The sequence below is a fragment of the Pseudomonas sp. NPDC087346 genome (assembly GCF_044744235.1).
GTDB lineage: Bacteria > Pseudomonadota > Gammaproteobacteria > Pseudomonadales > Pseudomonadaceae > Aquipseudomonas.
In genome coordinates this window covers 1-1,503 of the sequence record NZ_JBIUXX010000054.1, presented here as the reverse complement: position 1 = coordinate 1,503, position 1,503 = coordinate 1, and the positions used below count along the sequence as shown (strand labels likewise).

Here is a 1,503-nt window from a genome sequence, read left to right as displayed (position 1 = left end):
CCCGGGCGTCGCCAGTATGGGCAAAGTCGATGCTGGCATCGAGTTTTTCCTGTTCGGCGCGTGGCGCACGACCCAGGACGAAATTTGAAACCATACTGGCGACGCCCGGGTGGCCGATGCCAAGCCGCAGACGGTAGAAAGTATTCTGATTACCCAGTTGCGCAATGATGTCGCGCAACCCGTTGTGACCGCCATGGCCGCCGCCCTGCTTGAGCTTGGCAACGCCCGGAGGCAGATCGAGTTCGTCATGTGCCACCAGGATTTCTTCAGGCTTGATGCGGAAGAAACCGGCAAGTGCCGCGACGGCCTGGCCGCTACGGTTCATGTAGGTGGTGGGAATCAGCAGACGAACATCCTGACCCTGATGCGAGTAGCGCCCGGTCAGGCCGAAATATTTGCGATCGGCCACGAGATTCACATTCTGTGCGTGGGCGATGCGCTCAACAAAAAGGGCCCCTGCGTTATGCCGGGTCTGGTCGTATTCGGCGCCTGGATTACCCAGGCCAACGATCAGTTTGATGGCGGTCACGATAGGGGCCCTTCCTTGGAGTGGTGGATAACATCGCCGCAATCAGGAGAAGCGGCGAAAGTGGACGAAAAATGCTCATTTACCATGGATGTAAACTCCGCGTTCTCGCCCGCTTTCTCGCTACGTTCCAGTCCGCGATGTTACTTGCTCACTCCGGCTTCACAGAGTGAATTACTCTGCTGCGCCTTCTTCGGTAGCTTCTGGAGCAACACGTGGAGCGTGGACGTTGGCAACAGCCTTGTCATCGCCGTGTGCCAGAGCAACGAACTCAACGCCTTTAGGAGCTTTGAGGTCCGACAGGTGAATGATCGAACCGATTTCAGCGTTAGCCAGATCGACTTCGATGAACTCAGGCAGATCTTTCGGCAGGCAAGTTACTTCGATTTCAGCAACAACGTGCGAAATCTCGCCGCCTTTCTTCACTGGAGCAGCTTCGTTGATGAAGTGCACAGGAACGATAGCGGTCAGTTTCTGGCCAGCTACAACGCGTACGAAGTCAGCGTGCATCACGTGGCCTTTGGCCGGGTGACGCTGCAGAGCTTTGATGATTACGTTTTGCTTGGTGCCGCCAACGTTCAGCTCGATGATGTGGCTGTAAGCCGCTTCGTTTTCGAGCAGTTTGGCAACTTCTTTGGCCAGCATGCTGATGGATTCAGGGGCTTTTTCGCCACCGTAAACAACAGCTGGAACCAGAGCGGCGAGACGACGCAGGCGGCGGCTCGCACCTTTCCCCAGGTCGGAACGCACTTCAGCATTCAGAGTAAAATCGTTCATTTTGTATCTCCAAAATAGCCATTCCCGAGGGGCGTTTGCGACCAGCGCCTGACTCGGTATGGGCAAAAAAGCCCCGCCCCGACATGAATGCCGGGGCGGGGCGCTTTTCGTCAACGAAACATTTCGAGAAGGGCAGGGCCCTTAACGGAACATCGCGCTGATCGATTCTTCATTGCTGATGCGGCGAACCGCTTCGGCAA

Annotated in this window: 2 protein-coding genes; both read right to left on the bottom strand. The window is 56.3% G+C overall.

Annotated features, from left to right (window positions below; translation table 11 throughout):
• Window positions 1–529, bottom strand: a 529-nt coding sequence (gene pth / locus ACIOZM_RS24810) for an aminoacyl-tRNA hydrolase (protein ID WP_401218530.1), incomplete at its 3' end; no start/stop codon positions are given.
• A gap of 171 nt (window positions 530–700) precedes the next feature.
• On the bottom strand, window positions 701–1,303 hold the full coding sequence (locus ACIOZM_RS24805) for a 50S ribosomal protein L25/general stress protein Ctc (protein WP_025109353.1): 603 nt from the start codon (window positions 1,301–1,303) through the stop codon (window positions 701–703).
• Between the last annotated feature and the right edge of the window lie 200 nt (window positions 1,304–1,503).